24 protein-coding genes and 3 tRNA genes are annotated in these 26,599 nt (G+C 31.7%); 14 read left to right on the forward strand and 13 right to left on the reverse strand.

Features of this window, described 5'->3' with window-relative positions:
- From SLH33_RS03305 to SLH33_RS03315, 3 genes are all read left to right on the forward strand, one after another.
- A partial coding sequence (locus SLH33_RS03305) for a tandem-95 repeat protein (RefSeq protein WP_320417655.1) occupies positions 1-2,338 on the forward strand: 2,338 nt, incomplete at its 5' end.
- A 127-nt stretch (positions 2,339-2,465) separates the two neighbouring features.
- Entirely contained in the window at positions 2,466-3,395 is a 930-nt protein-coding gene (locus SLH33_RS03310) for a type IX secretion system membrane protein PorP/SprF (RefSeq protein ID WP_320417656.1), read from the forward strand.
- Between the two features lie 12 nt (positions 3,396-3,407).
- Positions 3,408-5,174, forward strand: a complete 1,767-nt coding sequence (locus SLH33_RS03315; RefSeq protein WP_320417657.1) for an OmpA family protein — start codon at positions 3,408-3,410, stop codon at positions 5,172-5,174.
- A gap of 26 nt (positions 5,175-5,200) precedes the next feature.
- Here SLH33_RS03315 and SLH33_RS03320 read toward each other — a convergent pair whose 3' ends face one another.
- The 8 genes from SLH33_RS03320 to SLH33_RS03355 form a co-directional block, all read right to left on the reverse strand.
- Positions 5,201-5,791, reverse strand: coding sequence for a TetR/AcrR family transcriptional regulator (locus tag SLH33_RS03320; RefSeq protein WP_320417658.1), 591 nt, complete (start codon positions 5,789-5,791; stop codon positions 5,201-5,203).
- Positions 5,792-5,827: 36 nt separating this feature from the next.
- Entirely contained in the window at positions 5,828-7,225 is a 1,398-nt protein-coding gene (locus tag SLH33_RS03325) for an efflux transporter outer membrane subunit (RefSeq protein ID WP_320417659.1), read from the reverse strand.
- 12 nt (positions 7,226-7,237) lie between these two features.
- Positions 7,238-10,375 (reverse strand): efflux RND transporter permease subunit, encoded by a 3,138-nt coding sequence (locus tag SLH33_RS03330; protein ID WP_320417660.1) that lies wholly within the window; start codon positions 10,373-10,375, stop codon positions 7,238-7,240.
- A 12-nt stretch (positions 10,376-10,387) separates the two neighbouring features.
- Positions 10,388-11,515 (reverse strand): efflux RND transporter periplasmic adaptor subunit, encoded by a 1,128-nt coding sequence (locus tag SLH33_RS03335; protein ID WP_320417661.1) that lies wholly within the window; start codon positions 11,513-11,515, stop codon positions 10,388-10,390.
- Positions 11,516-11,524: 9 nt separating this feature from the next.
- Positions 11,525-12,022 (reverse strand): transcriptional regulator, encoded by a 498-nt coding sequence (locus SLH33_RS03340; protein WP_320417662.1) that lies wholly within the window; start codon positions 12,020-12,022, stop codon positions 11,525-11,527.
- A 106-nt stretch (positions 12,023-12,128) separates the two neighbouring features.
- Positions 12,129-12,962, reverse strand: coding sequence for a 4,5-DOPA dioxygenase extradiol (ygiD, locus tag SLH33_RS03345; protein ID WP_320417663.1), 834 nt, complete (start codon positions 12,960-12,962; stop codon positions 12,129-12,131).
- A gap of 112 nt (positions 12,963-13,074) precedes the next feature.
- Positions 13,075-13,650 (reverse strand): YceI family protein, encoded by a 576-nt coding sequence (locus SLH33_RS03350; RefSeq protein WP_320417664.1) that lies wholly within the window; start codon positions 13,648-13,650, stop codon positions 13,075-13,077.
- Between the two features lie 11 nt (positions 13,651-13,661).
- Positions 13,662-14,174 carry an NAD(P)H-dependent oxidoreductase gene (locus SLH33_RS03355; protein ID WP_320417665.1) on the reverse strand — a complete coding sequence of 171 codons (513 nt, stop codon included), beginning with the start codon at positions 14,172-14,174 and terminating at the stop codon, positions 13,662-13,664.
- Positions 14,175-14,281: 107 nt separating this feature from the next.
- Between SLH33_RS03355 and SLH33_RS03360 the strand changes: the two genes are divergently transcribed.
- The 8 genes from SLH33_RS03360 to SLH33_RS03395 all read left to right on the forward strand — a co-directional run bounded on the left by SLH33_RS03360 (position 14,282) and on the right by SLH33_RS03395 (position 20,057).
- Positions 14,282-14,647 (forward strand): helix-turn-helix domain-containing protein, encoded by a 366-nt coding sequence (locus SLH33_RS03360; RefSeq protein ID WP_320417666.1) that lies wholly within the window; start codon positions 14,282-14,284, stop codon positions 14,645-14,647.
- A gap of 581 nt (positions 14,648-15,228) precedes the next feature.
- The gene (locus SLH33_RS03365) at positions 15,229-15,798 is read left to right on the forward strand and encodes a TetR/AcrR family transcriptional regulator (RefSeq protein ID WP_320417667.1); all 570 of its coding nucleotides are present in this window, start codon (positions 15,229-15,231) and stop codon (positions 15,796-15,798) included.
- Positions 15,795-16,274, forward strand: coding sequence for a PaaI family thioesterase (locus tag SLH33_RS03370; protein ID WP_320417668.1), 480 nt, complete (start codon positions 15,795-15,797; stop codon positions 16,272-16,274). Before SLH33_RS03365 ends, SLH33_RS03370 begins: the two co-directional genes overlap by 4 nt.
- Positions 16,275-16,286: 12 nt before the next feature.
- Entirely contained in the window at positions 16,287-17,153 is an 867-nt protein-coding gene (locus SLH33_RS03375) for a serine aminopeptidase domain-containing protein (protein ID WP_320417669.1), read from the forward strand.
- A 27-nt stretch (positions 17,154-17,180) separates the two neighbouring features.
- Positions 17,181-18,059, forward strand: a complete 879-nt coding sequence (locus SLH33_RS03380) for a helix-turn-helix domain-containing protein (protein WP_320417670.1) — start codon at positions 17,181-17,183, stop codon at positions 18,057-18,059.
- A 140-nt stretch (positions 18,060-18,199) separates the two neighbouring features.
- Positions 18,200-18,571, forward strand: coding sequence for a hypothetical protein (locus SLH33_RS03385; RefSeq protein WP_320417671.1), 372 nt, complete (start codon positions 18,200-18,202; stop codon positions 18,569-18,571).
- Positions 18,564-19,154: an SCO family protein gene (locus SLH33_RS03390; RefSeq protein WP_320417672.1), complete on the forward strand. Its 591-nt coding sequence runs from the start codon at positions 18,564-18,566 to the stop codon at positions 19,152-19,154. Before SLH33_RS03385 ends, SLH33_RS03390 begins: the two co-directional genes overlap by 8 nt.
- An 18-nt stretch (positions 19,155-19,172) precedes the next feature.
- Positions 19,173-20,057: an outer membrane beta-barrel protein gene (locus SLH33_RS03395; protein ID WP_320417673.1), complete on the forward strand. Its 885-nt coding sequence runs from the start codon at positions 19,173-19,175 to the stop codon at positions 20,055-20,057.
- A 383-nt stretch (positions 20,058-20,440) separates the two neighbouring features.
- On the opposite strand, the gene SLH33_RS03400 is transcribed toward SLH33_RS03395, so the two are convergent.
- From SLH33_RS03400 to SLH33_RS03415, 4 genes are all read right to left on the reverse strand, one after another.
- A tRNA-Arg gene (locus SLH33_RS03400) sits at positions 20,441-20,514 on the reverse strand.
- A 15-nt stretch (positions 20,515-20,529) separates the two neighbouring features.
- Positions 20,530-20,604 (reverse strand) — tRNA-Pro (locus tag SLH33_RS03405).
- 14 nt (positions 20,605-20,618) lie between these two features.
- Positions 20,619-20,701: transfer RNA gene (locus SLH33_RS03410), tRNA-Ser, on the reverse strand.
- 82 nt (positions 20,702-20,783) lie between these two features.
- A complete protein-coding gene (locus tag SLH33_RS03415) occupies positions 20,784-22,841 on the reverse strand; it encodes an HDIG domain-containing metalloprotein (protein ID WP_320417674.1) in 2,058 nt (685 codons plus the stop codon).
- A gap of 103 nt (positions 22,842-22,944) precedes the next feature.
- Between SLH33_RS03415 and SLH33_RS03420 the strand changes: the two genes are divergently transcribed.
- Genes SLH33_RS03420 through SLH33_RS03430 form a run of 3 tightly spaced genes read left to right on the forward strand, consistent with a single transcriptional unit; the run spans position 22,945 to position 25,289 of the window.
- Positions 22,945-24,120 carry an acetyl-CoA C-acyltransferase gene (locus tag SLH33_RS03420; RefSeq protein WP_320417675.1) on the forward strand — a complete coding sequence of 392 codons (1,176 nt, stop codon included), beginning with the start codon at positions 22,945-22,947 and terminating at the stop codon, positions 24,118-24,120.
- 21 nt (positions 24,121-24,141) lie between these two features.
- Positions 24,142-24,501: a four helix bundle protein gene (locus tag SLH33_RS03425; protein ID WP_320417676.1), complete on the forward strand. Its 360-nt coding sequence runs from the start codon at positions 24,142-24,144 to the stop codon at positions 24,499-24,501.
- A gap of 17 nt (positions 24,502-24,518) precedes the next feature.
- Entirely contained in the window at positions 24,519-25,289 is a 771-nt protein-coding gene (locus tag SLH33_RS03430; RefSeq protein WP_320417677.1) for a C40 family peptidase, read from the forward strand.
- A gap of 49 nt (positions 25,290-25,338) precedes the next feature.
- Here the strand turns inward: SLH33_RS03430 and SLH33_RS03435 are convergent, their stop codons facing one another.
- On the reverse strand, positions 25,339-26,583 hold the full coding sequence (locus SLH33_RS03435) for a tetratricopeptide repeat protein (RefSeq protein ID WP_320417678.1): 1,245 nt from the start codon (positions 26,581-26,583) through the stop codon (positions 25,339-25,341).
- Between the last annotated feature and the right edge of the window lie 16 nt (positions 26,584-26,599).

Raw genomic sequence — 26,599 nt, forward strand, 5'->3', positions numbered from 1 at the left:
ACTTGCCAACGATTCAGATATCGATAGTACCATCGATCCTGCTTCGGTAAGCATCTCATCAGCGCCAGCTAACGGAACGGTAACTATTGATCCTGCAACGGGAGAAGTAACCTATACACCGAATGCTGATTTCAACGGAAATGACTCGTTTGAATATACCGTGTGTGATGATGCAACACCTGCACTTTGTGATACAGCTATCGTGAATGTAACGGTAAATGCTACAAACGATGCGCCAGTAGCAATAGACGATAACGCTGCAACTAATGAAGATACTGCGGTTACTATCGATGTACTTGCCAACGATTCGGATATTGATAGTACCATCGATCCTGCTTCGGTAAGCATCTCATCAGCTCCAGCTAACGGAACCGTAACTATCGATCCTGCAACAGGAGAAGTAACCTATACACCGAATCCTGATTTCAACGGAAATGACTCGTTTGAATATACCGTATGTGATGATGCAACACCTGCATTATGTGATACGGCTATCGTGAATGTAACGGTGAATGCTACAAACGATGCGCCAGTAGCAATAGACGATAACGCTGCAACTAATGAAGATATTGCGGTTACTATCAATGTACTTGCCAACGATTCAGATATTGATAGTACCATCGATCCTGCTTCGGTAAGCATTTCCTCAGCTCCGGCTAACGGAACGGTAACTATTGATCCTGCAACGGGAGAAGTAACCTATACACCGAATGCTGATTTCAACGGAAATGACTCGTTTGAATATACCGTATGTGATGATGCAACACCTGCACTTTGTGATACAGCTATCGTGAATGTAACGGTGAATGCTACAAACGATGCGCCAGTGGCAACGGATGATAACGCTGCAACTAATGAAGATATTGCGGTTACTATCAATGTACTTGCCAACGATTCAGATATCGATAGTACCATCGATCCTGCTTCGGTAAGCATCTCATCAGCGCCAGCTAACGGAACGGTAACTATTGATCCTGCAACGGGAGAAGTAACCTATACGCCGAATGCTGATTTCAACGGAAATGACTCGTTTGAATATACCGTGTGTGATGATGCAACACCTGCACTTTGTGATACAGCTATCGTGAATGTAACAGTAAATGATGTTGAAAATCCAACGGCTAACAATGATAGCTATCAAGCTACAGAAAGCGTATCATTAACTACAGGTAATGTATTGGATAATGACAATCTATCAGATAACGCTACTTTAACTACGTTTGATAGCACTTCTGCTAATGACGGAACAATTGTATATAATAATGATGGAACATTTACATATACTCCTGCTGACGGATTTGTAGGAATTGACTCATTCACTTATACTATTTGTGATGATGATTTACCAACACCTACCTGTAGCACAGCCACTATTACCCTTACTGTAATTGCTTGTTTGAATGATGACAATCAAGATTGTGATAACGACGGATTAACAAATGGTGAAGAAGCAATTATGGGAACTGATCCTTCAAATCCTGATAGTGATAATGATGGATTGAATGATGGCATGGAAACTATGAATGGTTCTGATCCATTAGATGCGTGCGATCCTAATCCTGCTGCGATCCCAGAAGGAGATTGTGATGGAGACGGTATACCAAATGACGTAGAAGCAGGAAGTGATCCGAACAATCTTTTAGATACTGATAATGATGGAACACCAGATATTTTGGACTTAGATAGTGATAATGATGGTTTAGCAGATGAATACGAAGCTGGAGACAATCCTAACTCACCAATAGATAGCGATGGCGATGGAACTCCTGATTTCCAAGACACCGATGATGATAATGACTCTGTAGATACTATTTATGAACTGGGAGACAATTACCAATCAGACGGATTAAATGATACAGATAATGATGGTGTTGCTGATTATTTAGATACGGATGATGACAATGATGGAATAGCAACATCAGAAGAAAATCCTGATTCAAATAAAGACCATAATCCAAATGATGCTTTTGACAGTGATGGAAACGGAACTCCAGATTATTTACAAGCCAATACCGGTGTTAGTAATACTGAAGTAGGTGATGATTTAGAAGTGTACCAGCTTATTACTCCAGATGGAGATGGTGTAAATGATATTTTAGTAATAGGTAATATTGAAAAGTACCCTAATAATACTGTTAAAATTTACAACAGATGGGGTGTTTTAGTTTGGTCAACCAAAGGTTATAACCCTGCCTCTAATTATTTTGAAGGAGTTTCGAATGGTCGTGTAACGATATATACCGATTCAAAATTACCAACAGGTACGTATTTCTATGTAATTAATTATAACAATGGAACAGACAAACAAAAAGCAGGTTATATATATATAAATCGATAAACGGTCTTTATCGAAGCTTTAAAACTGTACATCTATATATAGATACCTCTGAGCAAGAATAGAAGAAAATAGTCGCTTTCAACTACTAATTTTAGTAAAAAATGAGCCACTAATTAAAACGTAAATCATGAAAAAAATCTATCTATTCATCCTCATATTAATCTATTGTGAATTAGGTTATACACAACAAGATGCTCAATATACCCAATATATGTATAATACGATCTCTGTAAACCCTGCTTATGCAGGGTCCAGAGGCGTATTAAACATTACAGGATTACACCGATCACAATGGGTAGGTTTAGAAGGTGCTCCTAAAACGCAAACACTTTCTCTTCACAGTCCTTTAAGAAATGACCGAATTGGTATTGGTCTTTCTGTTGTACATGATAAAATTGGCCCTACACAAGAAACCTATATAGATGCTATGGCTTCTTACACCATACCTGTTTCTTATGATGGAGATAAACTTGCTTTTGGTTTAAAGTTAGGAGGTCATTTACTCAACGTAGATTTTATGAAACTTAATCAATATACCACACAATTAGTTTCTGGTAATAATATTAACAATCAGTTTTCTCCTACTATTGGAGCCGGAATCTATTATTATAATGATAAATTTTATATGGGACTCTCTGTTCCTAACTTTCTTGAAACTAAACATTTTAAAGAATCTACTAGTTCAAATAATTTTATAGCTGAAGAAAGAATGAACTTTTATTTAATTACCGGTTATGTCTTTGACCTAGGAGAAGATTGGAACTTTAAACCTGCTTTACTTACAAAGGCAGTATCTGGTTCTCCTTTACAAATAGATGCTTCTGCCAACTTTTGGTTTAAACAAAAACTAACTTTAGGAGCTGCATACAGATGGGATGCTGCTTGGAGCGCAATTGTAGGATTACAAGTTAGTGATACTTTAATGTTGGGCTTTGCATATGATAAAGAAGTAACAGAATTAGGCAATACCGCATTTAATGATGGCTCTTTTGAGGTCTTATTACGATTTGAGTTTAATAAAGGTAAGGACAAAATTCTTTCACCCCGTTTCTTTTAAAATCTTTTAATTATGAAAACACTGAAAATAAAATTATTATACATAGTGCTAGTATTACCCTATTTTATATTTGCACAAAAAGTAAGTCTTAAAAAAGCGGATAAAAATTATCAATCTTTAGATTTTGGCAGTGCTATTAGTGATTATGAAAAGATTGCTAAAAATGGTTTAGAAGATTATAGTTTATATCAAAAGTTAGGCAACTCCTATTATTTTACGGCAGATCTTTCAAATGCTAAAAAATGGTATGAAAAGCTTTTTAAAACAGAAGAAAGTATAGATTCTGAATATTATTTCAGATATGCTCATACTTTAAAAGCTACTGGCAATTATGATAAAGCAGATGCAATTATGTCTCAATTTCATCAATTGAAAAAGCAAGCTGATAAAAGAGGACAATTATTTGAAAGTAATTTAGATTATCTTGAAAAAATTCATATACAATCAGGGAGATATGAAATAAAAAACCTTGATATTAATACCCCTCTATCAAACTTTGCTCCTACTTTTTATCATAATCAATTGGTTTTTTCATCAGAAAAAATGGCTGATAAAAGTTCAAAAAACAAAAAGGATGATAGACTTTTCATTGACCTTTTTACTAGTGAAATTATAAATGATGGTACTCTTAATTATCCCATCAAATTTTCTAACTCAATAAATACACAATATCATGAATCTACTTCAACTTTTACTACAGACGGTAACACCATTTATTTTACCAGAAATAACTTTACCAACAACAAAATTAATAAAGATAAAGACGGAACCATCAAACTCAAAATATACAAGGCCGTAAAGAATGGTAAAGGGGAATGGATTAATATTCAAGAACTTCCATTTAACAGCGATGAGTATTCAGTAGCACATCCAACATTAAACGCTGATGAAACTAAGCTTTATTTTGTATCTGATATGCCTGGTGGCTTTGGATTGTCTGATCTTTATGAAGTGACAATACATACAGATGGTTCTTTTGGAAAACCAAAAAACTTAGGAAATAAAATTAATACCGAAGGAAAAGAAACCTTTCCTTTTATGAGTAAAAATGGCAATTTATACTTTGCTTCAAATGGTAGACCTGGTTTAGGTGGATTGGATATTTTTGTTGTTAATTTATCAGAAGATATTTCTGCAGAAAGCATTTACAACTTAGGTGAACCCATTAACAGTCCGTTTGATGATTTTAGTTTCATTATAGATGATACAACAAAAAAAGGATATTTTTCTTCCAACAGACCCGGAGGAAAAGGAAAAGACGATATTTATTCACTGTGTGAAATGATGCCTATTGTGAAGCATCAATCCCCTCTAGAAGAAATAATAACCTCAGCGCCTGAGCAAGAAAAACAAGCAGAAACAGTTGTTAAAAAAGATACCGGCATACATGATGTTATCATAAAAGAAGATACATCTTCTTTTACACCAAAGCTGAATTTTAACCCTATTTACTTTGATTTTGCTAGATATTACATTCGGGAAGATGCACAACGTGAGCTGGATAAAATTGCTGCAGCCATGAAAAAAGACCCTACTATTAAACTAGAAATTCTATCGCATACCGATAGTAGAGCTACGCGTAAACATAATTTACACCTTTCTAATAAAAGAGCTTTAGCTACCATTAATTATTTAGTAGAAAAAGGTGTGGAAAGAGCCCGTTTAAAAGGTAAGGGCTATGGTGAAAATCAATTATTAAATGATTGTTATAACAATAAAAACTGTCCTGAAAATAAACATAAGTTAAACAGGAGATCTGAATTCAAAATATTTTATTAAGTATAAACCCTTTTTTAAAGTTATTCTTACTTAAAAAAAGGGTTTGTATAATTTGGTTTTGTAATTCCTCTTAAGCTATACACTATAAAATGATTTAATAAATCTTTGGTAGGATATTCTTCAAAGAGGTTATTGTGAATAAAAGCTATTTCTTCAAATCTTTTAAAAAAAAGATCACAAAAAAGATTCAAGTTTACATCATCTAATAAAATCCCTTTTTTTTCCGCTGTTTTTAAAAGGTTGTATATTCTAACTTTTACAAAGTTATCTCTAAAATCATTAAATACTTTATTGGCTGAAGGGTAGTATTTTTTTAATCCAAAAATAAATGAAGGTTTAAAATATACTAAACGTTCAAAGGCTTTTTGATACATTAAAATAATGATAGTTATAGAATCCTTTTCAGTATTAATTAAATTTTCTATTGCTTCATTATATTCACATATTAAATATTCAATACTTGCAGTAACCAATTCTTCTTTACTATCAAAATATTTATAGATAGTCTTTTTTGAAATACCCAATAAAGCAGCAAGCTCATCCATTGAGAACCTCTTGCTGCCAAATTGGGTAAATTTATTGGCTGCGAACGTAATAATTTGTTCTTTGCCAATCATAAAAAATCAACTAAAAAAACTAATAAAACTGAATTTTTATTTCCAACCACCACCTAACGCTTCGTATAAATTAACTACGCTTAGTAGCTGTTGTAGTTTATTGTCTATAACGTTTAATTCTGCATTTAAAGCACTTTGTCTTGCTGTTAAAAGATCTAAATAGTTAGCAAAACCGCTTGTTAATAATTCTTCAGAATTGTTTTCTGCATTACGCAAAGCTTCCACCTCTTTTTGTCTGTACTCAAACTTTTCGGTTTCTGCATTGTAGCTATATAGTGCATTAGATACCTCATTACCTGCTGTTAATAAAGTCTTTTTAAAGTTTAACAAAGCTTGTTCTTGTTGTGCTTTTGCAACTTCATGCTGTGTTTTAATTTGTCTTTTATTAAAAATAGGTTGGGTTAATCCTCCTACAAGAGTGGCAAATAAAGAGTTAGTATCTAACAACTTATCTATATCCAAACTTTGGAACCCGCCTGTAGCTGTTAATGTTAACGACGGATAAAAATTACTTTTAGCAACATTGGTCATTTCAAAAGCTTGAATTAACCCGAATTCTGAAGCCATTACATCCGGACGATTTCTTAACAACACTGCCGGAACACCAACTATAATATCTGATTCTAAGTTTTGGTTGCCTAAAACACCTCTACTAACACTACCTGAAGGTTTGCCTAATAAGAGCTTTAGTGCGTTTTCCGTTTTAAAAATAGCCACTTCTAAATCAATTTGTAACGCTTTAGCGCTATTGTACTGTGCTATATTTTGGTCTACTGCTACTTGTGTTACATTACCAGCATCTTTTAAAGCTTTAATAGTTATTACACTACTATCTCTAGCTGTTATTGTTTCTTTAGTGATTTTTAATTGTGCATCTAAAGCTAATAATTGATAGTAGGTTGACGCAATTGCTGAAACCAATTGGGTTTTTACAGCTTGATGCGCAGCAACACTTTGCAAATAGCTAGCTGCACCTGCACGTTTATTGCTTCTTATTTTTCCCCAGATATCTGCTTCCCAAGACAGGTTTCCTGAAAGTTCATATTGGTCTAAAGAAGAAAATAATGATCCAAACTGACTATTAGAAGACAGTTCTTGGTGCGTAGCTTGTGCTTTTACACTTACTGTAGGTAAATAACCTGCGTTACCTTGTTTCATGTAGGCTTCTGCAGCCGCCATTTGTTGTAAAGCCACACGAATGTCTAAATTATTTTGAAGACCTTCTTCTATATACTCTTTTAAATAAGTATCTGTAAACATATCTCTCCACGATACATCTGCCATAGACAAGCTGTCTTTGGGTAAGTTATCGGTTCGGTATAAATGTTCTGTTTCTTTTAACTCCGGACGCGTATAGTCCTTAGCTACAAAACAGCTTTGTAATGTAGTGGCCATTACCACTACTATAAGGGTTTTATTTATAATTGAATTCATAATTAAGCGTCTTTAGTTTTTTACAGTTTCAATAGCAGGCTTACTTGATACTTTTTCTTGTAACCATTGGAAAAGCATAAATAATATAGGAATTACAAATACTCCTAAAATGGTTCCTATTAACATTCCGCCAGCAGCACCAGTACCAATAGAGTTGTTTCCTTCGGCACCTACACCTTTTGCTAATACTAATGGCATTAATCCTAGAATAAAGGCAAAAGATGTCATTAAAATAGGTCGTAAACGCGCTTTGGCTCCATGAATAGCTGCATCAACAATACTTTCTCCTGCTTTTCTTCTTTGAAGAGCAAACTCTACAATTAATATGGCATTTTTAGCTAATAAACCTACCAACATTATCAAGGCAATTTGAAAGTAAATGTTGTTTTGTAGTCCAAAAAACTTGGTGCTTATGTAGGCTCCAAAAACTCCAAAAGGCAATGACAATACAACGGCTAAGGGTAATAGGTAACTTTCGTATTGTGCACTTAATAAGAAATAGACAAATAAAATACTTAACACAAAAATAAACGTAGTTTGGTTCCCTGCATTCACCTCTTCTCTTGTTAAACCAGAGTAAGCCACAGTATAATTGTTTGGTAATTTAGCAGCTTCTTCTTCTATAACTCTAATAGCATCTCCTGTACTAAAACCAGGGTTCGTTGCTCCTGTAATTGTAGTTGAATTGAATAAGTTAAAACGAGTTACAGATTGCGGACCATATACGCGTTTTAAACTTACAAATTGCGTAATAGGTGTCATTTCTCCAGTACTTGTTCTTACATACATACTGTTTAAATCATCTGCTTTTGCTCTATCTTCTGGCAACGATTGAATGTATACTCTAAACTGTTTTCCAAATCTTGAAAAATCTGAAGCATACACACCTCCTATATATCCTTGTAAAGTTGAAAATATACTATTTACAGGAACGCCTTTTTCTTTAGCTAAAGGCACGTTAACTTCCATTTCATACTGTGGATATTTTGTATTGAAAGCCGACTGTGCGTACTGTATTTCTGGATGCTTCATTATTGCCATACTAAACTCTTGGTTGGCCTTGTCTAAATCTGTAAACTCGCCACCAAACTTGTCTAATAAATTCACTTCAAAACCTGCTGAGTTACCAAACCCTCTAATACTTGGTGGTGAAAAGAATATTATGTTAGCTTCTGGTATGGTTGATGCAATACCAAATAATTTTCCTATGATAGCTTGAGAAGATAATGAAGGATCTTTACGCTCGCTCCAATCTTTTAATTTTAAAAACCCTATAGCGTAGTTGCTACCTGCACCACTTATCAAACTTCGTCCTTTAACAAAGGATAAGCCTACTGTCCCTTCCATGTTAAGGGTTTTTGCATACAAATCTTTAGTAACAGCATCGGTTCTATCTAAAGATGCTCCTGCTGGTAGTTCAATGTTTACAAATATAATTCCTCTGTCTTCATTAGGTACGAAACCAGTAGGTGTTGTTTTTGATGCCCAAAAAATTCCTACGGCTGCAATAATTAATAATACTGCCGACACCCATTTTTGTTTGTATAAAAATGCTAATGAGTTTTCGTATTTATTAATGGTTGCATTAAAACCTCTGTTAAAAACAGTATAAAAACGTTGTAAAGGATTTTTGCCTTTTAACTCCTCATCATGTTTATGTTCTTTTAACAATAAAGCACATAATGCAGGACTTAAGGTCAATGCGTTTACTGCAGAAATTAAAATAGCAATAATTAGTGTTACCCCAAATTGCTCATAAAACACTCCTGTTGGCCCAGAAATAAAAGTTACCGGAATAAATACTGCAGACATTACCAAGGTTATGGATACAATAGCTCCTGATATTTCATTCATAGCCTTAAGTGTAGCGCTTTTAGGATTTTTATCTTCATTTTCCATTTTAGCATGTACCGCTTCTACTACCACTATGGCATCATCTACCACAATACCAATAGCTAATACTAATGCAAATAAGGTTAACAGATTAATGGAATATCCGAAAACATTTAAGAAAAAGAAAGTACCAATAATAGACACTGGAACTGCAATTGCTGGAATTAATGTTGAACGAAAATCTTGTAAAAAGAGAAACACTACTAAAAACACTAATAAGAATGCTTCCATTAGCGTATTAATCACTTTATCTATAGAAGCATTTAAAAATAAACTAGTATCGTAAGGGACAAAAATATGCAACCCATCAGGTAAATTCTTTTCAATACCCTTTAACGTGGTTTTTACATTTTCAATAATTTCTTGAGCATTTGATCCTTTTGTTTGAAAAATTCCCATGAATACAGCATGATGCCCTAAACTTTCTGCATTAGAGGCATAAGATTGTGCATCAAGCTCAATAGTAGCTACGTCATTTAATCGTAAAAACTCACCATTACCAAGAGCTTTTATAACAATATCTCCATATTGTTGTTCTTCTTTAAAACGTCCGCTGTAGGTTAATACATAAGAAAAAGCTTCACCGTTATTTTCTCCTAAAGCACCAGCAGCAGCTTCAAGATTTTGTTCTTGTAATGCGGCTTGAATATCTGAAGGTATTAAATTATAAGCTGCAAGTTTTTCTGGCTTTAACCAAATACGCATTGCATAATCTTGTTGAGAAAACACACTTACATCACCTACCCCTTTTACACGTTGTAAAGCTGGTATAACGTTTATTTTTAAATAGTTTTGAATAAATGTAGCATCATAATCTTCACTATCTGTATACATAGACAGGAACATAAGTGCACTGGTTTCTTGTTTTTGTGTGGTTACACCTGTTTGTTTTACTTCTTGTGGCAATAACGGGTTTGCTCTTGCAACACGGTTTTGAACGTTAACCGCTGCAATATCTGCATCCATACTTTGATCAAAATACACAGTGATATCTGCTGTACCATTATTTGATGCTGTAGAGGTTATATAAGTCATTCCTTCTACACCATTAATTTGTTCTTCAATAGGAATGATAACACTTTCTAAAACCGTCTCTGCATTTGCTCCTGGGTAGGAAGCAGCAACTTTTATGGTTGGTGGTGCAATATCTGGATATTCTTCTATAGGTAAGCTGGTGATACTTATAACACCAAGCATTACTATAATTATAGAGATTACTGTTGAAAGAACAGGTCTTTCAATAAATGTTTTTAACATAATGTAGGGATTCTAGTTTTTAAATAATGTGGCTACTGGCTTTGTTACTTCTGTAAAAGGAACTTCTTTTGGTGTAATTACCATATCGTTTCTTAGTTTTCCTACACCAGATGTTATAATTTTATCATTAGGTTTTACACCTGTTTCTAAAACGTATAAATTGTCTACAGAGGCTTTAACCTTTACTATGGTGTTTACAGCTTTATTTGCTTCTCCTAACTTAAACAACATGATGTTTCCTTGTTGTTCGTAAGTAGCTGCTTGCGGTACAACAATGGCATTTTCATAAACAGTTGGTATTTGTATTTTACCACTGTTACCATTGGTAATAAGCTGGTTTGGATTGTTAAAAATAGCTCTTAAACTTACGGTTCCTGTATTTGGGTTTACTTGCCCAGAGCTAGTTTGAATTTTACCTTTTTCGCTATATGTAGTTCCGTTTGCTAAAATTAAGTTTACTTCTTGAAAATTCGATAACTTCTCATTTAGTGTCTTACCTTCTGCATTTTGCAAAAAGTTTAAATATTGGGTTTCATTTAAGCTGAAAAAAGCATATACTTTACTAATATCGCTAACTGTTGTTAGTGGAGTGGGATCGCTAGGACTTACTAAAGATCCTTCTCTAAAATTAATAGCGCCTACATATCCATCTACAGGACTTTTTATAGTTGCATACCCAATATTGGCTGTTACACTGCTGTAATTTGCTTTTGCTTGCGCTAAATTTGCTTTTGCAGTTTCTAACTGTACTGGACTTATTATGTTTTTTTCAACCAAAGGAATAAGTTTATCTACCTCAACCTGAGCTACATTTATTCTTGCTTTTGCCGCACTTGCATCTTGACTTAAAGATTGTGTTTCGAGTTTAAATAGAATTTGTCCTTTTTTTACTTTTTGTCCTTCATCTACTAGTACCTTTTGTATATAACCAGAGGTTTTGGCTCTTACATCGCTATTTACAATACCTTCAATTGTTGTTGGATATTCATTAAAGCCAGTTACTGTTGTTGGTTGTATTTTTGTTACCGGAAATGTAGCTGGAGGTGCTTGTTGTTTAGTTGTTTGTTCTTTATTAGCACAACTAGATAAAGCTATTATTGATAGTAATATTATTACTGAATATTGATTGATTTTTCTCATGTTGTTTGGTTAAATTTTGCTGTTCTTTTCTATTATTTTAGCTTTCAGTTTTTGTAGTGATTTTGTAGCTTCATCAAGAAATTCTATATAATCATCGTGAAAATCTAGGTCAAATTTTGAGGTTTCTTCTATAGTTTCTGATTTATTAATACAGTTTTTATAATCTCTTATTTCAAGATGTAATTGTTTTTGATTATCCCATGCTTCAACCATTTCATCTATACTTTGTAAAATGCTATCCTTATTAATGATATAATATTTCTTTCTATCACCAATTTTTGTGAAATACACAATCTTTTTTAAGTCTTGTAAATGGTTTAAATGTGTTGAAATTGTACTTTTACTAGCACATAAATCTCTTACTAAATCATCAAAAGTCGTCCCTGACTTTCCTTTAAGGATTATATAAGCTTTTATTTGAGCTGCAATTGGAGCCAATTGCTCTTTACTTTCTAATAAAACTCCTAACTTTTCTATTAAAGCTCTTTTTTGACTACAAGTGATCATCTTATTTTAAAAATTTAGTCAAAAATACACTTAAGTTCGGAACAAACCGAACCAAACGAAGTTAAAGAAATGTTAAATACTTGTAAAAGTAGTCTTAAAAACTATTTTAACTTATTTTTAAAGAAGTCATACTCAATGAACCTGCTAATAGTTTATCATTAAAAAGCTGTACAGTTTCATTTTTTTGTTGAAGTCCTAATGCATAGAGCAAAGGCAAATAATGATCTGGCGAAGGAATTGCCAATTGAAAGGCTTTAGACTGCTTTTCATAATTAATTAAAGGGTTATAATTACCCTCTAACAAATATTGGTTTATGGTTTCATGAGCTTCTATAGCCCAATCATAGCCATAATTATCTTTATTAAAATTCTTCCAATCTATCAATCTTAAGTTATGAATGATGTTTCCGCTTCCTACAATTAAAACACCTCTGTTACGTAACGAGCGTAATTGTTGTGCCAATTCAAAATGATAACGTGTATTTTGAGAATAATCTATACTTAGTTGTATAACAGGAATATCTGCCTTAGGAAATAGATGCTTTAAAACCGTCCACGTACCATGATCTAATCCCCAGTCATGATCTAGTTCTACTGGTGTAGGATGTAAAATACTTTGAGTTTCTAAGGCTAATTCTGGACTTCCTTTTGCGGGATATTGTTGCTGATACAATTCTTGAGGGAATCCGCCAAAATCATGAATTGTTTTTGGAATTTGCATTGCAGTAACCTTAGTTCCTTTGGTATACCAATGTGCCGAAATACATAAGATGGCTGTTGGCTTGGGCAATGTTTTTGAAATGTTTTGAAATCCTTTTGTAAATTGATTTTCTTCTATTCCGTTCATCGGGCTACCATGACCTAAAAACAATACTGGCATGGTGGTTGCTGAAACAGGAAAAAAAGCTGTTAGTTTTTTTAAATCGTGTAATGTATTCATACTCAAATTTAGAGAAGCTAGCCCTATGAGGTTTAAAAATTGAGAACGTTTCATGGGTTGTTAATTGATACTTGAACACACCCTATAATGGGGTGTGCTCAATGTATAGTTTTTAAAACTGCAACGCAACTGTTACATCAAATTCATCATGAATAGCTTTATCTTTTAAATTATCAAAGAAACTAGATGAGCCATATTTTATATCGTATTTGGTTCTATCTACTTTTAACGAAGCTGTTGCATTGTTTTTAGAAACCACCATATCAAAAGAAACAGGGTGTACTTTGTTTTTAATAGTTAAGTTTGCAGTAACTGAGTAAGTATTGTTTTCTTTTTTTTGTACGTTGGTATATACTAAGGTAGCTGTAGGATGTTTTTCAGTACCAAAGAAATCATCTGATTTTAAATGACCTTCTAGTTTTTCTTTATACTCACCAGACAAATCAGTACAAACAATTGAAGACATATCTATTTCAAACTCACCTCCTACCAACATATTATTATCAAACTTCAATACTCCAGATTTTAATTGTATAATTCCTGTATGAGAACCAGCTACTTTGTATCCTTTCCAACTAATTGTGCTACTTTTAATTTTTACTTCTTTTTCCTTTATTACCCTACTTGTAAAAGAAAATATAGCAAATGTGATTAAAAGTAATATTAAAATTTTTATTGTACTTTTCATTTTAAAAAATTTTAGTTAGTTACTAATGTTGCATATTTTTTTGCATTCGCATCAATATCTTCTTTGGTTGGATTATCATTCGCTCCAAAAAACACATGCATTGGCAACACTTCTGAGCCACAGAATTCAAAAGATACTGTAACTGATTTTAATAAATCTGATAACGAAACAAAGCTATCATAAGTTGTTTGTGTTCCACCTGTAGAAACTGATAAACGTATTTTTTTATTCTTTAATTTATCTCCATTAGGCCCAAAAGCCCAACCATAAGCTAAAACTTCATCCATCCATTTCTTTAACAAAAAAGGGGTATTAAACCAATGTAAAGGAAATTGAATAATAATATTATCATGGCTTAATAATAATTCTTGTTCTTTTTGAACATTAATTGTAAAATTTGGATACTCTTTATATAATTGATGTATGGTTACTTTATCATCATGTTTTTTTAATTCATTTATCCAAGATTTATTAATAACCGAATCTTCAATATTTGGATGTGTTACAATTACTAAATGTTTCATTTTCTTATTTTAAAATTTATACATCAAAAATATATATATTTGCTATACAAAAGTAATTACTATACTAAAGTATACTAGTATACTTTAGTATAGTATCAATAAAATATATGGAAGCAATACGTCAAATAGAAGAAGTTAAAAGATGTTCTGTACAATACATATTAGCATTAAATGACACCTTAAATGTTATTAGTGGCAAATGGAAATTACCTATTATAGGTAGTTTATTGTACGGTAAAAAACGCTTTAAAGAGCTAGAAAGGAATATAGACAAGATTTCTCCTAGAATGCTCTCTAAAGAGTTAAAAGATTTAGAAATTAACGGTATGATAAAACGTACCGTGTTTGATACTATACCAGTTACTGTTGAATATGAGCTTACAGAATCGGGTAAAACTTTTCATAAAGTGTTAGACGTAATGGTAGAATGGGCTGTTGAGCATAGAGAACGTACTTTAGACACAAATGAGTAAAGAGAGATATACTAACACCTTTCTCATAAAAACATTCATAAACTTGTAACTAAATAAACGATCTCCTATTCGCTAAACTAACAAAGATTAACCTTGATCTTGTCTTTTATATCTAAAATTCTCTATTTAGTATAAAAGTGTTTCTGTCAACTTATTGTAAAATAGAATAAATAAATAAAATAAAGAGCGATGTGCACAGCCTTATATTTTCTTCACGCTGTTGAGGCTTTTAATTCCAAAGAGAAACGAATAAAAAATAAAACACCAGAAACACATTGAAAATACTTTTAAAAATTGCTGGAAATTACACTAGTAAATTGACGATGGAAGCAAAGAGAAAAGGTTGAGAGCTATATATTTTTTGTTAATAAAAGGTCTATTTAGTTCGTGATATTTTTTTCTGATAGCTAAAAATAACTCTTTAAAGGGGTAATAAAGAATGTACTGTATTGGTAGCAAAAAACTACAAAGGCATTGACATTCAGAAAACACCAAAAAACAGAAGATATTTGTAGTAGCAATAAACTGGGTTTTGTTTTATGCGGATTTTTTTTACCTTTACCTACCTATAAATAGATAGAATGAAAACAAAAGAAAGAATAATACAAATTGCAGATAAATTACTTTTAGAAAGAGGGTACAATGCTTTTAGTTTCAAAAATATTTCTATAGAATTAGGTATTAAAACTTCATCTATTCATTATCATTTCCCTACAAAGACAGATTTAGGAATTGCTATAATACATAAACACGATATAGCATTAACAAATACTATTTTGAAATTGAAACATGAGGCCCCTGTTATCAAGCTTGAAAAATTAATTATTTATTATAAAAAATTAGCACTAGCTAATAAAGTTTGCATAGTAGGAGCATTAACATCTTCTGTAAACACATTAGATAAACAACTACAAAAAGAGGTTTTATCTTTTGCTAATAAAGTTATTGATTGGACACAGTTAATTATAGAAGAAGGTCAACAAAAAAAGCAAATAAAACAATTTTCAAACTCACACATAAAAGCAAAAATGATTATTGCAGAGTTAATGGCTTTTTTACAACTAACTAGAATAAGTCATGATAAAACATCCTTTGATGATATGACTTATTTATTAAAAGAAGAGTTATTAGTTAATAAAATAAACTTATGAAAAGAACATATAATTGGGAAGACCCCTTAGAAAGTGTAAAAGAAGGTCTTTTATTAAGCGGATTAGACTATATGGAATCTATGCATAAAGGGAGTTTACCTGTACCTCCAATTTTAAAAACCATAGATTTTAAAATACAAAATGTAGAAAAAGCCAATATTTCATTTGAGTTTATTCCTCAAACATTTCATTACAATCCTATAGGTAGCGTACATGGAGGAGTTATTACCACTGTTTTAGATTCTGCTATAGGTTGTACTATTCATTCTATGTTAGCGAAAGGTTATGGTTATACAACAGTAGAAATTAAGGTAAATTTTATTAAAAAAATCACAATTGAAACTGGAAAGATGATTACTGATTGTAAAATCATACATAAAGGAAGAACTACCGCTTTAGTTGAGGCTAGTTTAAAAGACAAACAAGGAAAAATTTATGCACATGCTGTTTCTACCTGTATGATATTTAAGATATAAATAACAAAACTAATGATTAAAGAAGCGTTTGAAACTATTTGTGATGATGGTGTTATTTTAAAAGGAGTTTTATTTATACCAAAACAACCTAAAGCAGTTATACAATTTAACTGTGGAACAGCTGTACCCAAAGAGTTTTACTACTCTTTTATAAGGTATTTAACAGAGCATAATTATTTATGTTGCATATGGAATTATAGAGGCACTAACTCCTCTGATAATCTAAAAAACTGTACTTATAAATATACAGATTATGGTATTAAAGATATGCCTGCAATAAAAAAATATTTACAAAAGAAATATGCTTCTTTACCTTTTTTATTTGTTGCTCACAGTGCTGGCGGACAACAGATAGGTTTTATAAAAAATTTAGAAAATGTAAAAGGTGCTATTCATGTTGCTGTATCTGCTGGTTATTATCCCAATATGCCTATAAGCTATAGACTAAAAGCATATTTTTTCTTTTATTTTTTTTCTCCATTAAGTGTTTTATTAACAAAATATGTTAAAGCTAAACCTTTTGGTTTAATGGAAAATTTACCCAAGAATATTGTATATGAATGGCGTAATTGGTTAGAAAAAGAAGATTATTTTTTTGATAAAAAATTTTATGGTAAGACTGTTCCCATAGGGCATTATCAAAATTTTAAATTTCCTATGCACGTTTATTACTCTGTTGACGATACAATATCTAATAAAAAAAACACACAAGCATTTTGGCGTCATGTAAAAAGTGAAAAAGAAATAACATTTACAAAACTAGTACCAAGTGAGTTTGATTTAAAAAAAATTGATCATTTTGGTTATTTTAAAAAAAACATGAAAAAAACTCTATGGAAAGAAATTGTTCAGAAGTTAGATAATTTTCTTAAAAAATAATAATCAAGATAATATATATTATTTGTTATGAAATATTATAAAAGTATTCAAGAAACACTTTTTTTTCATGGGATTACCTGTACAGAACCTTATTATGTTTCTTCGGGAAAAACAATTTCAGATTTTCCTATATTACCTTTCAGAATTGATTATTACTCTATTTTTATTTGTACCTCTGGTACAATTGAAATTGAGTTAGATAACACAATTTATGAATGTAAAAAGAATACATTACTAATTGCCGCTCCTTCTACAATGATCAAAATAATTCAATTAAAAGGAACATTTAAAGTAAAAGCTCTTTTTTTTGAAAAAAACTTCTTATTAAAAAGTATTTCAATACCCTATATTATTGAAAAAATGGGGCTATACCATACAACCTCACATAACAATCTATCTTTGGAAGAAAATCAAACACAAAAAATTTTAAGTCTTTTACAATATTTAGAAGAAAGACAAAAACAGCATGGAGCTTATGTTAAAGATATTATAAGAACTATTATTTTTAATATTCTTTTAGAAGTAGCTACACTTGTAAATATTAAAAAAGATAAAAGCGAAATTTTAAAAAATAAGCCAATAAACATTTATTATGAATTTACAACTTTAGTTAAACAGCATATTTTAAACGCTAGAAATGTACAATATTATGCTGACAAATTATTTATAACTAATAAACATTTAATTAGAGTTGTTTATAAAGCCAGTGGAAAAACACCACATCAAATTATTGACGATCATTTACTAAAAGAGGCTTATATTTTACTTAATGATTCTTCTATTAAAATAAGTGACTTAGCCTTTAGATTAAACTTTAGTAGTACTTCTGCTTTTGGACGCTTTTTTAAAAAACATACCACAATAACTCCATCAACTTATAGAAAAAAAATAGGATTAGGCAGGTAAAATTAAGTATACTTTTTGGGAATTGAAGGTTACCTACTACTTTTAAAATTCTTTCATTTTTGTTTTTTTAACAAAGTAATGACATGGACGATAAAAAAAATCTTAGCATTTTAAAGTGGGCAAATTTAATAATGATACTTATGATTGTTATTCATGATAGTGATCATATAAGACAAGCAATTTGTTGGAATTATAAAATACCTCTTTCAGTTTGGTTAGTTAATATTAGTGTTTATACACCTAGTATTATAGGGTTATATTTTGTCTACAAGAAATATAATTTAGCTACTACTACAACCATAATAAATGGGCTTTTGGTTGCTGTGGCATTTGCGAAAGTACATTTATGGAAACCTACAATACCTGTTTGGGGTATATGGAATAAAAATTTTTTTTTATTAGGTGTTGATGCTATTAGTTGGACAGTTTTAGTTGTAACTATTTTAGTAGGAATTGGAGTTTCTATGTCTGGAGTTTATGTAAAAGGAAGACAATCCATTATCCATGAATAGCCTGATAGCTTTTATCAAAAAAAAGTCTACAAGATATAGAATTATAATTCTTCTCTGTATCTCATTAAGTATTTATTCTATTTGGTTTTTTTTTGACAGTTTGCATAAGGGAGGAGACTTTACGTTAAACTACAATGGAAATGAGTGGGTTTACTCTAAAGAATCAAAAAAAATCAATCTAATCTATTTCGGATTTACAAAATGTAGATCTGTATGCCCCGTTACCATGTCTTATGCTCGTTTAGCTTTTAAAGAATTAAACGCTGAAGCCTTAGATGATATTCAATTAATATTTATAGATGTAGATTCTGAAAATGATACACCCCTAGATGCTTATAATTATGCAAAAATGTATAATCCATTATTTATTGGGTTAATAGGTACTCAAGAAGAAATACACAAAACTATTCGCCTATTTCCTGTAGGCTATTTGGAAATAAAAGATGAAAATTCTGATATAGGATATGAAATTGTGCATACTGATAACATATTCTTTCTAGATAATAAAGGACAAATTTTAGATTGGGTTAGTTCTCCAGAAAATTCAGAAGAGATTCTTTTAAAAATAAAAGAATACTTATAATAATTAAATCAAAAAATCATGAAACACAATTTATTATACTTAATTTGTTTTTTTACGACAGTTACTTGTGCCCAATTTTATGCATCAGGCTCTGGAGGTTATGCTGTTGGAACAGTAAATATGCTTATGGGGAAAATAGAGACAGAAACCTATGAAGAGGCTGTATATGGAAGTTATGGTGAGGGTTTTAACACACAACTGCGTTTTGGTTATTACTTTGATAAAACTTTTGGAGTAGATATTGGTTTTGGTTATTTACATGGAGCTGATATAACACAGCGAGATATTAAACTACCGAGTTTAGGACAAGAACTGTATATTAAAGGAAGAGGAAAAGCTTTTGGAATAATGCCAACTCTTGTTTACAGATATAATGATAATTTATATGGAAGAATAGGCCCATTGATAAAAGTTGGAGGAAAAACTGAGGTAATAGGAAATGCAAAAGCATTTTTACCCGCAAATACTTTACAAAATGTATCAGCTAATTCTACTTTGGATGTCGAATTTGTTAGAGATTTTAAAGGCAAAGTACCTTTAGGATTTACAGCTGCCATAGGTTATAAATATCATTTAAACAAAAAGTTATCAGTTTTTATTGAGGCAGAGTATTTTGGTATAAGTGTTAGAAGAGATAAGGCCACACTAGAAGATTTTAATGCTATTTTGGATATAGAAGGAATCGGGAAACAAGAGTTAACTAATCATGAATTGATTGCAGCTATAAACAATTCATCGATTTTGTCTTCCGATTCCAATATCCAAACTTTATCAATTCTTATTTCAGACGAAACGAATTATGTGGATAGTAGAAACAAAACAGATAATTCATTTTTAGCAGAAACAGTCCCTTATTCTTCTTTTGGAATCAACTTTGGGTTTACATACACTTTTGGAAAATAAAAGTAACATATTGATATTAAAAAAACTCGTTTTATTAACGAGTTTTTTATTTGTGTTTTATATATTTAGAAGTGCTTACACCTATTTTTTTTTAATCAACTAAACTCTTCTATGTTTTTATAATATAATAAAAGAGAAACTTCAGAAATATTATATTTTCCAGATTTTAATAAATGTTTGGCTTGTAATAATCTTATATCATTGATATGAGTACTGGCTGTTTTACCTGTTATTAAAAAAAGAAATTAAACACTAACCTAATTACGAACTTTTTATATCAAATAATATCAAATAATATCAAATAATATTACTGCCTAAAAACTACAAAACCTTGCAATCCATAAGGTTTGCAAGGTTTTAATACTAATTAATTAGTACTGTAGTGATCGCGACAGGATTCGAACCTGTGACCGTCTGCTTAGAAGGCAGATGCTCTATCCAACTGAGCTACGCGACCATTAAATCTATTATGTCGGGGTGGCAGGATTCGAACCTGCGACCTCCTGCTCCCAAAGCAGGCGCGATGACCGGGCTACGCTACACCCCGATTGCAACTTTTTGCGGAGAGACCGGGATTCGAACCCGGGCATCGAAAAACGATGACAGCTTAGCAGGCTGCTGCATTACCACTCTGCCACCTCTCCTTAACTACGTGAGTTAAAAATTGCGAGTGCAAATGTAAGGTTAGAATTCAAATCTTACAAGTATTTTTTGAAAAAATATTTATTATTCTGGGTACTCAACTCGTAAGTGATAGATATTCATCAACTTATTCTTTATAACTTTTTTTATTTTTTCTATTTCTCTAAACGTAATATCTGAATTTATAAACTGATTATCGTTTTTTTGTTTTTCAACAATTTTATCTATTAATTCATCTATTGCTTGCGCTGTAGGCTTTTTTAAGCTCTTAGAGGCCGCCTCTGCGGCATCACAAATCATTAAAATAGCCGTTTCTTTTGAAAAAGGAATTGGCCCTTGATACTGGAACTTTTTAATATTTACATCCGGGTTTTGCTCTTCTTCTTTTTTATAAAAATAATACACTAAACTAGTACCATGATGTGTGCGAATAAAATCAATAATTCTATCAGGTAATCCATTCTTTTTAGCTATTTCAACTCCTTTAATTACATGATCTAAAATGATACGAGCACTGTCTTTTGGAGCCAGATCATCATGTGGATTGACTCCTGTAGATTGATTTTCTGTAAAATACATGGGGTTGCTCATCTTACCTATATCATGATACAGAGCTCCTGTGCGCACTAACATGGAGTTTGCCCCTATTTCATTAGCTGCTGCCTCTGCTAAATTGGCAACTTGCATTGAATGCTGAAAGGTTCCTGGTGCTTTTTCATTTAGTTCTCGTAATAATTTAGAGTTGGTATTCGACAGCTCTAAAAGAGTAACATCAGAAACCAGTCCGAATACTTTTTCATAAAAATAAATAAAAAATACCGCTAAGAATGATAACAATCCGTTGGCTGCAAATAATCCAAAGTACATTAAATTAATCTTATCTGCATTTCCTTCTTTTATAATGGAAAATGCAAAATAAGTAATCATATAAATTAAGGTGATTTGCCCTATAGAAATAAATAAATTAGCTCTTTTATATAGTTCTGAAACGGTTAAAATAGTAACAATACCTGCAATAATATGCAAATAGATGAACTCAAAACTGTTAGGTACAATAAACCCTAAAAGTAACACAGTTAACACATGCGTAAACAATCCTAAACGAGCATCAAAAAAAGCTTTGAGTACAATGGGTAAAATACTTAACGGCGCCACGTATAAAAAATCCGGATTAGATTTTACAATAAGTGTTTGCACCAATATCATCAAAAACATGTTGAAAAAGATAAAGGTTACCCTATTGTTATCATCATAAATTTCTGGGCGATAACGCTGTAAAAATAGCAATAACATAAGCAATGCTAAAGCTACCAACACCGTATACCCAAAAACTATCCAGTTATAGTTTGATTGTGTCCATATTTGTGATTTAGAGGCTGTTTCAAATGATTTTAATATATTAAAACTTCTTCCCTCTACAATATCTCCTTTTAAGATAATCAATTCATCTTTTGACACCTTTCCTTTTGTTAAGGATAATGTTTTTAAAGCCTCTTCTAGCTCTTTTTGCGTAAAATCTAGATCAAATGTAATATTAGGTTGTAATATTTCTGATAATGTATTAAAAGTGTAGTTTCTACCATAATTGCTTTTAATACCTGTTAGATTATCTGTAATTATTGTTAAAATATCTCTGGATTGTGTAATCTTGGAAAAAGGAACATCCTCCACGGCATTTCCTTTTCTAATTACAATAGCAAAGTCTTTAGCTTCAACTTTATTTTTACTAGCTTCATCAATAAATCCATTTTCATATACCTCTTCTATAATTTTTCTTCCTTTTTGGGCTAGTTTATTTATTTCTCTTGTTGAAAGTGAGTCTGACGGGACTAACAAACTCATTTGTTTAGCAAATTCTTTGCTTACCTCCTCTTTTACCTCTTCTTTTATTACAAAATATTGTTTAGCCGATGCTTCAATTTCTTCTCTTTCCCTGGTTATTTCTTCTTCTGTTTTTTGAATAGCAAAATCAAACGGAGCGTATAAGTTTTCATATTGCCATGGCTTTCCTTGTGTAAAATCATACTTAAATTGTCCTTCTTTAGGAAATAAATACACAATGGCTGCTGCTGTAATTAAAAATAGCAACACTTTATATACACTAGCGTTATTTTTATATAATCTGTTAATTAATTTCTCCATTTAATTTGATTGAAAATGTAAATATAACCTTTTGGAATTATTTGAGTACTTGCCATAAAATGGTTATTTTCGCAAGAGATTTTTTAAACAAACAAACACTCAGATGAAAGAAGTAGTTATTGTATCGGTTGCCCGTACACCCATAGGAAGTTTTTTAGGAAGCTTATCAACTATACCTGCACCAAAATTAGGTGCCATTGCTATAAAAGGAGCTTTAGATAAAATTAACCTAAAACCAGAAATGGTTGAAGAAGTATTTATGGGAAATGTGGTTTCTGCAGGCTTAGGACAAGCTCCGGCACGTCAAGCTGCTATTTTTGCAGGTATACCCGATACGGTACCATGTACAACTGTTAACAAAGTGTGTTCATCTGGAATGAAATCTATCATGATAGCTGCACAGTCTATTGCATTAGGAGATGCTGATATTGTGGTTGCAGGAGGTATGGAAAACATGAGTATGATTCCGCATTACCAACACGCCCGTGTAGGTACAAAATTTGGTCCTGTAAAGATGGAAGACGGTATGCAAAAAGACGGCTTAGTAGATGCTTATGAGCAAGTAGCTATGGGTGTTTGTGCAGATGAGTGTGCTACAGAATATAAGTTCTCAAGAGAAGACCAAGATGCTTTTGCTGTTGAATCTTATAACCGTTCTACCAAGGCGTGGAGTGAAGGTAAATTTGCTGATGAAGTAGTTCCTGTCGAGATTCCACAAAGACGTGGAGAGCCTATTATTTTTGCTGAAGATGAAGAATACAAGAACGTAAAAATGGAAAAAATCCCTGCTTTGCGTCCCGCATTCACCAAAGAGGGTACAGTAACCGCTGCAAATGCTTCTACAATTAATGATGGAGGTGCTGCTTTGATATTGATGTCTGCTGATAAAGCAAAAGAATTAGGAATTACTCCAATTGCTAAAATTAGAGGATATGCTGATGCTGCTCACGAACCAAAATGGTTTACAACTGCACCTGCAAAAGCATTACCAAAAGCTTTAGCTAAAGCAGGAGTTTCTATTGAGGATGTTGATTACTTTGAATTGAACGAAGCCTTCTCTGTTGTTGGATTAGCAAATATGAAAATTTTAGGATTATCTGCCGATAAAGTAAATGTGAATGGTGGTGCTGTTTCTTTAGGACACCCGTTAGGCGTTTCAGGTGCAAGAATTATTATTGCTCTAACTTCTATTTTAAAGCAAAACAATGCTAAAATTGGAGCTGCCGGAATTTGTAACGGTGGTGGTGGTGCTAGCGCAATGGTTATTGAAAAAATATGATTTTTTAATTATTATTTATTAATGAAAGAGCAACTCTTACATCGAACAAGAATTTTTGCCCATAAAGGTGTAGATGTTGCTCTTCAATTACCTAATACTTATTTAGGAAACCATATAAAAGCACAATTAGTTAGAGCATCAACTTCGGTTGGTAGCAATTATCGTGCTGCTTGTTTGGGGCAATCAAAAAGAGCTTTTGTAGCAAAGTTGAGTATTGTTATTGAAGAAGTTGATGAATGTGTTTTTTGGATTCAATATGCTATTGACAGAAACTTGCTCTTAGATTCCGAGTCTAAAAATACACTTAAAGAAGCAAAAGAATTGACATCCATTTTTGTAGCGTCTAGAAAAACTATTTCCACTCAATTAAATAATAAATAATCAATAGAAATTCATAAATGTCTTACGGAATTTGTAATTTAAGTATTGTTCCCTTACGTATAGAGGCTTCAGATGCTTCAGAAATGGTTAACCAATTGGTATTTGGCGAACATTTTGAAGTACTGGAAAAAGATAAAAAATGGAGTAAAATCCGTTTAGCTTTTGATGACTATGAAGGTTTTATAGATAATAAGCAATACGAAGAAATATCTGAGGATATTTTTAATCAGTTAAACAACCAGAAGAAGCATTATGCTGGTGAATTAATTGATTTTATTACGGATAATCATCACAATTTAACGACCATTCCTTTAGGAGCTAATTTACCCTTTTTTAAAGATAAGTCTTTTCACATTAACAATACCCGCTATAAGTACGAAGGAAAAGTCAATAATAAAGTATTATCTAAATCAACTATTGTTGAAACAGCATATTTATTTTTAAATGTTCCGTATTTATGGGGAGGAAAAACTCCTTTTGGAATTGATTGTTCTGGGTTTACTCAAACAGTTTATAAACTTTGCGGTCATAATTTATTGAGAGATGCTAAACAACAAGCATCACAAGGAGAAGTATTAAGTTTTATTGAGGAGAGTGAACCAGGAGATTTAGCATTTTTTGATAATGAGGAAGGAATAATAACCCATGTTGGAATTATCATGAATGATTACAATATTATACATGCTCATGGTAAAGTGCGTATTGATAAGCTTGATCATAGCGGAATATATAATGTGGATACACATCAGCATTCACATAAATTAAGAGTTATTAAAAAAATGATATAAAAAAAACCGAAACTTAAAAGTTTCGGTTTTTTTTATATTTCTAAAGTTATTATTGCATTGACTTATATAAATCTCTATACTCCTTAGCTTTATCAGTCATTTCTAAAACTTCATACATACTCATTAAAGTTCTAACAGTATCAGGTGTTCTATTTATACCATCTGCTTTTTCTAAATATGGTAATGCTTCTTTATAAACTTCTTTTTGCTGTAATGCTAACGCATCATATTTTTTAAAGTTAGATAAGTTTTTGTTCATTTCTTCAACAATAGCTTTGTCTTTATCTAAAACAGCTACCGCTAAATTCATGTATGCATCTCCATAATCAGGCTTTAATTCGATTGCTTTTCTATAGAATTCTTTTGCCTCCTCTACTCTACCTTGGTTAAAGTTTACTACTCCTAAGTTGTAGTATAAAGTTGGGTTATTAGGATCTAAAGCTACAGCTTCATTCATTAATTTCCCAAACTTATCCATTTTACCAAGCTTAATGTACATATCAGCTTCATTTAATAATAAGTTTAAGTCTTTAGGATTTGCTTTTCTTGCCTCAGCTAAAGCTTCCATTGCCTCATCAGTTTTTCCTTGCTCTTTTAAAATTAAAGCAATATTTTTAACAATAGTAGCTGCTTTCCCTTCAGAAACTTGTACTTCTGGTTTAATATATTGACCAGACTTTACCATTAAATCTCTTTGAGATTTAGAAGAAAAACTCTCTACTTGACTTGTAGCTTTATTAGTTGCCACATACTGAGTTTCAACACCTGTATAACCAACTTTTCTCAACTCTTTGTAGTATTCTAAAGCTTTATCATAATCTTTTGCTTGAGTAGCACTTACGGCTGCATTAAAAGCAAAAGCAGTATCTTTAGGACTTAATTTATAAGTTAAATAAAAACTTTCTGCAGCAGCACCATAGTCCTTTTTATTATTATATAAATCTACAGCATTGTTAGATACTGACTGAACCATTTTATCTAAAACAGGACGTGCATCATTAGAATACTTATTACTTCCTGTTTTTTTCTCAAAATCAAATAATTGATTGAATGCATCTGCTGCTGCTGCATACTCTTTTTTACCTGCTAAAGCTTGACCTTTTAAAAAGTAAAACTTTGACTTATACTTATCATCTGCATTCGCAATTAGGCTTTCTGCAGAGTTTAATACTGAAATTGCTGACGCAAAATTATTATCCTTAAGTGCTTTTTCTGCTTCTTTTAATTCTTTTTTCTGTGCAAAAGAACCAACAGCTATTAATCCTAAAGAAAGCGCTAAAACTTGTTTTCTCATTTTAAAAAACTATTAA

The organism is Tenacibaculum sp. IB213877 (assembly GCF_034043975.1).
In the GTDB taxonomy this organism is placed as follows: domain Bacteria; phylum Bacteroidota; class Bacteroidia; order Flavobacteriales; family Flavobacteriaceae; genus Polaribacter.